This is a genomic window from Streptomyces hainanensis (genome assembly GCF_004348415.1).
Taxonomy (GTDB): Bacteria; Actinomycetota; Actinomycetes; order Streptomycetales; family Streptomycetaceae; genus Streptomyces; species Streptomyces hainanensis.
Map to the genome: position 1 here is coordinate 1 of NZ_SMKI01000362.1, position 8217 is coordinate 8217.

Here is an 8217-nt window from a genome sequence, read left to right on the forward strand (position 1 = left end):
GCCCCGCCCCGCCCCGGTCGGCGGACATCCGCGGGGGGCGAGCCGCGAGCCGTCGGGGAACCGCAGGTCCGCCCGGCACCGTTGGCGCGCCGGGCCCGCGCCGAGTGGCCGGTAGGGGGGAAGCGGGCGCGCCGCGCCGTGGCGCGGCGGCCGGGAACGGCCGGCGCGCGACCATGGCGGGCCGGAACAGACGCTTACCAAAGGCGGCGCCAGCCGCTACGTTGATTGCGGGAGCGCTCCCACGCGCGGCTGCGGTACCGACGACGGGCCGTCGGTGCACCGATGCACGGCAGTCAGTGGGTCGGTGCCGTCGGCTGCCAGCGTCGGCAGACGACTTTTCCAGAGGAGAATCCGTGTCGATTCAACCCCCCACCGGCCGGCGAAGGTCGCCGGTCAGGAAATTCCGCCTCGCGGGCGTCCTGGGAGCAGCGCTGCTGTCTCTCGTGATGGCGTCCCTCCCGTCCCCGGCGGCGGCTCACGGAGCCACCATGATGCCGGGCTCCCGTACCTACCTGTGCTACCTGGACCTGCGGCAGAACAGCAGCACGCAGATGCCGGCCAACCCGGCCTGTGCCAACGCCGTTCAGCAGAGCGGCACCACCCCGCTGTACAACTGGTTCGCCGTGTTGGACTCCAACGGCGGTGGCCGGACGACCGGTTACATCCCGGACGGCACCCTGTGCAGCGGCGGCAACCGCGGTCCGTTCAACTTCTCGTCCTACAACGCGACTCGCGCTGACTGGCCCACCACGCACCTGACCTCCGGGGCCAACATCGAGCTGCGGCACAGCAACTGGGCGCACCACCCGGGCCGGTTCGACGTCTACATCACCCGGCAGGGGTACTCGCCGACCCAGCCGCTGACGTGGGCCAACCTGGAGCGGATCAGCACCGTGACCAACCCGCCGCAGCGGGGTGGCGTGGGCAGCGAGGACGGTCACTACTACTGGAACGTCCAGCTGCCGAGCCGTAGTGGCAACGCGCTGATGTTCGTGCACTGGACCCGTTCCGACAGCCAGGAGAACTTCTACTCCTGCTCGGACATCGTCTTCGACGGTGGCAACGGCCAGGTCACCTACGGCAACGGCCAGACGATGAGCGCCGAGGAGGTCACCGAGGCGACGTCCGAGGTGATGTCCCAGGCCTCGCTGGCCAGCGACTCGACCCACGCCGGCCACACCGGCCAGGCCATGTCCGACGAGGCCGGGTATCTCGCCCGGGCCGCGGCGGGCGGCATGCCGGTCGGTCAGGTCGTGCTCCAGGGGCTGACCGGTTCGGTCGGCGGCCTCTTCCGGTGATCCGGGGCTTCCGGCGATCCGGGGCATCCGGTGAGCCGGAGCCCCCGGTGATCCGGGGCGGCTGACGCGCCAAGGGGCCCGTGCGGTGGATCCTGTCGATCCGTCGGGCGGGCCCCTGAGGCCCGGACGGCGGCCCCGGACAGTGGCTCAGGCCGAGGCGCGGGCGGCGGTGTCGGCGGTCTCGGCGTCCGGAGTCATCAGATAGCGGGGGAGGTGGGCCGGGGCGAAGGCGTGCTCCACCACCATGGCGGCCGCACCGTAGACGCCGGCCCGCTCGCCGGCGCGGGACTGCACGATGCGCAGGTCCTGGGTGGCCAGCGGCAGCGAGCGTTGGTAGACGACCTCGCGGATGCCGGCGATCAGGTGCTCGCCGGCCTGCGAGAGCGCGCCGCCGATGACGATCACCGAGGGGTTGAAGAAGCTCACGGCGGTGGCCAGCACCTCGCCGATGTGTCGGCCGGCCTGGCGGACCAGCTTGAGGGTGGTGACCGAGCCGTTCCGTGCCAGGGCCACCACGTCGGCGCTGCTGCGGGCCTCCATGCCGAGCTCGGTCAGCCGGGCGGCGAGGGCGGCGCCACTGGCCACGGCCTCCAGGCAGCCGGTGTTGCCGCAGCGGCACGGCACGTCCGCCTCGTGCGGGAGCTGCACGTGGCCCATGTCGCCGGCGGCGCCCTGGGAGCCGCGGTGCAGCCGGCCGTCGGCGATCAGGCCGCTGCCGATGCCGGTGGCGATCTTGACGAAGATCATGTGCTGCCGCTCGTGCCACTGGGTGCGGTGCTCGCCGAGCGCCATCAGGTTCACGTCGTTGTCCACCAACACCGGGCTGTTCAGCAGCTCCTGCACGTAGCCGGGGACGTCGAAGCCGTCCCAGCCGGGCATGATCGGCGGGTTGGTGGGCTTGCCCGAGGCGTGCTCCACGGGGCCTGGCAGGCCGATGCCGATGCCGAGCAGATCGCCCTGGGCGCGGCCGACCCTGGTCAGCAGGGACTCGCCGTGCTCGCTCACCTGCTTGAGGACGGCCTCGGGGCCCGCCGCGACCTCCAGCACCAGGTCCTCGTCGGCGAGCACGGTGCCGGAGAGGTCGGTGATCGCCGTCTTGGCGTGCGTGGCGCCGATGTCGGCGGCCAGCACCACGCGGGCGGCCGCGTTGAAGACGAAGGTGGACGGCGGCCGGCCGCCGGTGGAGGGGGCGTTGTCCGTCTGGGTCAGCAGCCCGGAGCCGAGCAGGGTGTCGACGCGCTCGGCGATGGCCGAGCGGCCCATGCCGGTCTCCGCGACCAACTCGGCCCGGGTACGCGGCCGGCCGTCCCGCACCAGCCGAAGCAGCGCGGCCGTGCCCGCCGCCTGCCCGGCGGGGAGGGTGCCGTTCTCCGCCATGGTGTGCCCTGCCCTTCTGTCGTCTGCGGGCCGTAGGAGCTTGGGTAACGATACAACGTGGGGGGCTTAGTTCAGGTACCGCCCAAACTTCCAACACAAACCGGTGCGCTTTCTATTGACGTCCGGCAAAAGCCTCCATACCTTGCTGCCCATGACAGGCCCCCCGAAGACGTCCGGCCCGTCCGAGGCGGAGGACGTTGCAGAACCGCTGCTGGCGATGCACGACATCGTCAAGCACTTCCCCGGTGTCAAAGCGCTCGACGGCATCGACCTCGACGTCCTGCCCGGCGAGGTGCACTGCCTCCTGGGGCAGAACGGCGCCGGCAAGTCAACTTTGATCAAGGTCCTGGCCGGGGCCCACCAGCCCGACGGGGGACGCATCCTGTGGCGCGGCGAGGAGGTTCGCTTCCCGCGCCCGATGGCCGCGCTGAACCGCGGCATCGCCACGATCTACCAGGAACTCGACCTGGTCGACGGGCTCTCGGTGGCCGAGAACGTCTACCTCGGCCACGAGCGCGCCAGGGCCGGCTTCACCGCGCGCGGCGAGATCAACGCCGCCACCACGGAGTTGCTGCGGCGCCTCGGTCACCCCGAGATGTCCGCGACCCAGGAGGTCGGCGCGCTCTCCGCGGCCGGCAAGCAGATCGTCAGCATGGCCCGCGCCCTCTCGCACGACGCCCAACTGATCGTGATGGACGAGCCGTCGGCCGTCCTCGACCAGGAGGAGGTCAACCGCCTCTTCACGGTCATCGCCGACCTCGCGGCGCAGGGCATCGCGATCATCTACATCTCGCACCGCCTGGAGGAGATCCGGCGGATCGGCGACCGCATCACCGTGCTCAAGGACGGCCGCACCGCCGCCTCGGGCCTGCCGGCCGCCGACACCCCGACCTCCGAGATCATCCGGCTGATGACCGGCCGGTCCATCGAGTACGTCTTCCCGGACCGCGCGACCGCCGACGACGTGTCGGCCGAGCCGGTGCTGGAAGTCGAGGGGCTGGCCAGGAAGGGCGAGTTCAGCGACGTCGCGTTCAGCGTCCGGCCGGGCGAGATCGTCGGCCTCGCCGGGCTCGTCGGCTCGGGGCGCTCCGAGATCCTGGAGACCGTCTACGGCGCCCGCAAGCCCACCGCGGGCACCGTGCGGGTCGCCGGGAAGCCGCTCCGTCCCGGCCGGGTCGGCGCGGCGATGGCCGCCGGGGTCGGCTTCTGCCCCGAGGAGCGCAAGAGCCAGGCGCTGATCCTGGGCGACGCCGTCTACCGCAACATCACGCTGGCCAGCCTGGCGCGCTTCCACCGCGCCGGCTTCATGGACAACGCCAAGGAGCGGCGCGAGGCGGCCGAGCACACCGAGTCGCTCGACGTGCGGCCGGCCGGCGTCAACCGCCCGGTGGGCAACCTCTCGGGCGGCAACCAGCAGAAGGTCGTGCTGGCCCGCTGGTTGCTGCGCGGCTGCAGGGTGCTGCTGCTCGACGAGCCGAGCCGCGGCGTGGACGTCGGCGCCCGGGCCGAGATCTACGCCCTGATCCGGGGGCTGGCCAACCAGGGCATCGGTGTGGTCCTGGTGTCCAGCGAGATCGAGGAGGTCATCGGGCTCGCCGACCGGGTGCTCGTGGTCTCCGACGGGCGGATCGTCGCCGAGTCGGCCGCCGAGGACATCGACGAACACCGCGTGCTCGACCTGGTGATGGAAGGAGCGGTGGCATGACCGCCGCCCACGGCAGGACCCGGCCTCGCGCCGACAGAGAAGCGATCGAGGAGAGTTGACAGTGAGCGCTCAGACACAAGCCGAGCAGCGGCCGGGTGACGCCGCCGCGGCGCCGCCGCCGGGGCCCGCGCAGCGGATCGGCGGCCTGCTGGCCAGCCCGGCCGGTCGCAACGTGGGCTTGGTGATAGCCCTGCTGCTGCTGTGCCTGATCGGTGTCGCGACCGCGGGCGACCGGTTCGCCAGCTTCGACAACATGATGACGATCCTGCGGCTCGCGTCGGTGATCGGCGTGATCAGCGTCGGCATGACCTTCGTCATCACCGGCGGCGGCATCGACCTGTCGGTGGGCGCCGTGATGGCGCTGGCCTCGGTCTGGGCGACCACCCTGTCCACCCAGCAGATGGCGGCCGACTTCCACTGGATCGTGATGGTCACCACCGCGCTGATGGTGGGCGCCGGCGCGGGCCTGATCAACGGAGTGCTGACCGCCTACGGGCGGATGGCGCCCTTCATCGCCACCCTCGCCATGATGGCGGCGGCCCGGGGCCTCGCCGAGCTCATCTCGGACCGGCAGACCCAGGTGGTGACCGAGACCGGGCTCGTCGACTTCTTCGGCGCCGAGGTCGCCGGCATCCCGGTCCTGGTGATCATCTTCGCGCTGACCGCGGCCGGCGGCTGGGTGCTGCTCAACCGCACCACCTTCGGCCGGCGCACCCTCGCGGTCGGCGGCAACCCGGAGGCGGCCCGCCTCGCCGGCATCGACGTCCGCCGGCACACCACCATCCTCTACCTGCTGCTCGGCCTCGCCTGCGGGCTCGCCGCGGTGATGCTCCTGGCCCGCACCACGGCCGGCACCTCCACTCACGGCCAGCTGGCCGAACTCGACGCCATCGCGGCCGTGGTGATCGGCGGCACCCTGCTCAGCGGCGGCCGCGGCACCGTCGTCGGCACCGTCTTCGGCGTGCTGATCTTCACCACGCTGACCAACGTGTTCACCCTCAACAACCTCGACTCCTCCTCGCAGAACGTCGCCAAGGGCGCGATCATCGTCGCCGCGGTGCTGCTCCAGCAGCGGGTCTCGTCGGGCAGCGGCCGAACGTAACGCGCCGTTGCCGGCGCCCCGTCCTCACCGCAGGCCGGGGGACGGCCGCCACACCCCGCCCACGGCGGCGGCCCCGGCTCCGCCGGGCGCGGTCCGACGACGGTCGGGCCGGAACCGGAAGTCCCCGGACGCGACGGCGGCCGGGCACGAGCTGATCAACCGCCGGTGGTAGCCGGCGGCACCGGCGGGGACAGGGCCTCACGGCCCTGGAACCGCACCGCAACCATCGGTCGGAGTCGGCCCCGGGTGACCCGGAGTCGGACCCGGCCCATCCCGAATCGCCGGCGGCAGCCGGAACAATCACCGGAGACAGTCATGCCCAGAAACAGCACCCGTCGGCGGATGTTCACCCGGGTCGGTGTCGGACTGGCCGCGGTCGGTCTGCTCGCCGCCTGTACCAGCAACACACCCGAGGACGACAACACCGAGCCCGCCGACGACGGTCAGCAGAACGCGGCCAGCTCCAACGACGACCCCGGCGAGAACGTCGTCATCGGCTTCTCCGGCCCCCAGGCCGACCACGGCTGGCTGGCGGCCATCAACAGCTTCGCCGAGCAGACCGCCGAGCAGTACTCCGACGTCGAGCTGCGGATGGCCGAGGGCACCAACGACCCGAGCGCCCAGATCAGCGCCATCGAGACCTTCATCAACGACGGCGTCGACGCGATCGTGCTGCTGCCCACCGACGGCGCCGCGCTCACCCAGGTGGCCATGCAGGCCATGGAGGCCGGCATCCCGGTGGTCAACGTCGACCGCGAGTTCTCCGACCCCGCCGCGGCCCGCGCCACCATCCTCGGCGACAACTACGGCATGGGCGTCTCGGCCGGCGAGTACGCCTGCCAGCTGGTCGCCGAGAACGACCTCGGCGACGGCGCCGTGATCGCCGAGATCGCCGGCATCGACTCGCTGCCGCTGACCCAGGAGCGTTCGCAGGGCTTCGCCGACGCGCTGGAGGCCTGCGGCCAGAACGTCGACAACCGCGTCGCCGCCGAGTTCACCGTCGAGTCCGGCGAGGAGGCCGCCTCCAACCTGCTCCAGGCGGCCAACGAGATCGACATCATCTGGAACCACGACGACGACCAGGGTGTCGGCGTCAAGGCCGCCTTCGACAACGCCGGCCGCGACGAGTTCTTCTTCATCGGCGGCGCCGGCTCGGCCAACGCCATGCGCTGGATCGAGAGCGGCGAGATGGAGGCCACCGTCATCTACCCGGCCACCCAGGCCGGCGACGGCATCAAGCTCGCCCGGCTGATCGCCCAGGACCGCGGCCTGTCCGACCTGGTGCAGGTCGAGGTGCCGCGCCGCATCGTGCTCGACGCGCCCGTGGTGACCGCGGACAACCTGGAGGAGTACCTCCCGATGGGCTTCGAGTCCTGACGGGCCCGACGGCCTGACGGCCCCGCGACGTCGAACGGACGTCGCGGTACCGAAACCCGGACCGGAGGTCCCCGCAGTCGACGACGGAGGTCGCATGAGCACACTCAACAGCTCGAACAACCGCCCACGGGCCGCCGAACAGGCGGCCGGCCGGGAGCTCGGCATCGGCATGGTCGGCTACGGCTTCATGGGCATGGCCCACTCCCAGGGCTGGCGCAACGCCAGAAGCTTCTTCGACCCGCCGCTGCGCCCCCGGCTCGCCGCCCTCGGCGGCCGGAACCGGGACGCGGCGGGTGAGCTGGCCGACCGCTTCGACTGGCCGGTGGTGGAGACCGACTGGCGGGCCCTGGTGGCGCGGGACGACGTGCACGTCGTCGACGTCTGCACCCCCGGTGACACGCACGCCGAGATCGCCGTCGCCGCCCTGGAGGCGGGCAAGCACGTGCTGTGCGAGAAGCCCCTCGCGAACACCGTCGCCGAGGCCGAGGCCATGGCCGAGGCCGCGGCCAAGGCCCGGGAGCACGGCGTCCGTTCGATGCTCGGGTTCACCTACCGCCGGGTCCCGGCCCTGTCCCTGGCCCGCCGGCTGGTGGCCGAGGGGCGCCTCGGCCGGCTGCGGCACGTGCGGGCCCGCTACCTCCAGGACTGGCTGACCGACCCGACCGCGCCCTACACCTGGCGGATGTCCAGGGAACGGGCCGGCTCGGGCGCGCTCGGCGACATCGGCGCGCACGCCGTCGACCTCGCCCAGTTCCTCACGGGCGAGTTCGTCAGCGGCGTCAGCGCCGTCACCGACACGTTCGTCCACGAGCGTCCGCTGCCGGACGGCGGCGGCACCGGCGCGGTCACCGTCGACGACGCGGCCGTCTTCCTCGGCCGGCTCGACGGCGGTGCGCTGGCCAGCTTCGAGGCCACCCGCTACGCCACCGGCCGCAAGAACGCGCTGCGGATCGAGCTCAACGGCGACCGCGGCAGCCTGGCGTTCGACCTGGAGGAGCTCAACGTCCTCCACTTCCACGACGCCACCGCCGACACGGTCGTCCAGGGCTTCACCCGCATCCTGGTGACCGAGCCGGAACACCCCTACCTCGAAGCCTGGTGGCCGCCGGGTCACGGCCTGGGCTACGAGCACGCCTTCGCCCACCAGGCCGTCGACCTGCTGTCGGCCATCGACGCCGGTACCGACCCGGAGCCGTCCTTCGCGGACGGCCTGCGGGTGCAGCGGGTGCTGGCCGCCGTCGAGGAGTCCCACGAGGCCGGCGGTTCCTGGACCGCGATCCCGGCGCCGGCCACGGCGGCGGAGACCGCCTGACCCACTCCCTCCCAAGACCCCCCGCCTCGGGTGACCTCCCCCGAGG

The 8217-nt window shown here is 72.3% G+C and carries 6 protein-coding genes; 5 read left to right on the forward strand and 1 reads right to left on the reverse strand.

Annotated elements, in window-relative coordinates; genetic code table 11:
* The first annotated feature begins 488 nt into the window (after window positions 1-488).
* Entirely contained in the window at window positions 489-1298 is an 810-nt protein-coding gene (locus tag E1283_RS26895) for a lytic polysaccharide monooxygenase auxiliary activity family 9 protein (RefSeq protein WP_425086236.1), read from the forward strand.
* Between the two features lie 147 nt (window positions 1299-1445).
* Here E1283_RS26895 and E1283_RS26900 read toward each other — a convergent pair whose 3' ends face one another.
* Window positions 1446-2675, reverse strand: a complete 1230-nt coding sequence (locus E1283_RS26900; RefSeq protein WP_132820750.1) for an ROK family transcriptional regulator — start codon at window positions 2673-2675, stop codon at window positions 1446-1448.
* Window positions 2676-2892: 217 nt separating this feature from the next.
* On the opposite strand from E1283_RS26900, the gene E1283_RS26905 reads away from it, so the two are divergent.
* The 4 genes from E1283_RS26905 (at window position 2893) to E1283_RS26920 (ending at window position 8171) form a co-directional block, all read left to right on the forward strand.
* Window positions 2893-4380, forward strand: coding sequence for a sugar ABC transporter ATP-binding protein (locus tag E1283_RS26905; RefSeq protein WP_132820754.1), 1488 nt, complete (start codon window positions 2893-2895; stop codon window positions 4378-4380).
* A 61-nt stretch (window positions 4381-4441) separates the two neighbouring features.
* Window positions 4442-5482 (forward strand): ABC transporter permease, encoded by a 1041-nt coding sequence (locus E1283_RS26910; protein ID WP_132820751.1) that lies wholly within the window; start codon window positions 4442-4444, stop codon window positions 5480-5482.
* Between the two features lie 315 nt (window positions 5483-5797).
* Window positions 5798-6859, forward strand: coding sequence for a substrate-binding domain-containing protein (locus E1283_RS26915; RefSeq protein WP_132820752.1), 1062 nt, complete (start codon window positions 5798-5800; stop codon window positions 6857-6859).
* Between the two features lie 94 nt (window positions 6860-6953).
* Entirely contained in the window at window positions 6954-8171 is a 1218-nt protein-coding gene (locus tag E1283_RS26920) for a Gfo/Idh/MocA family protein (protein ID WP_165956253.1), read from the forward strand.
* Window positions 8172-8217: the final 46 nt, after the last annotated feature.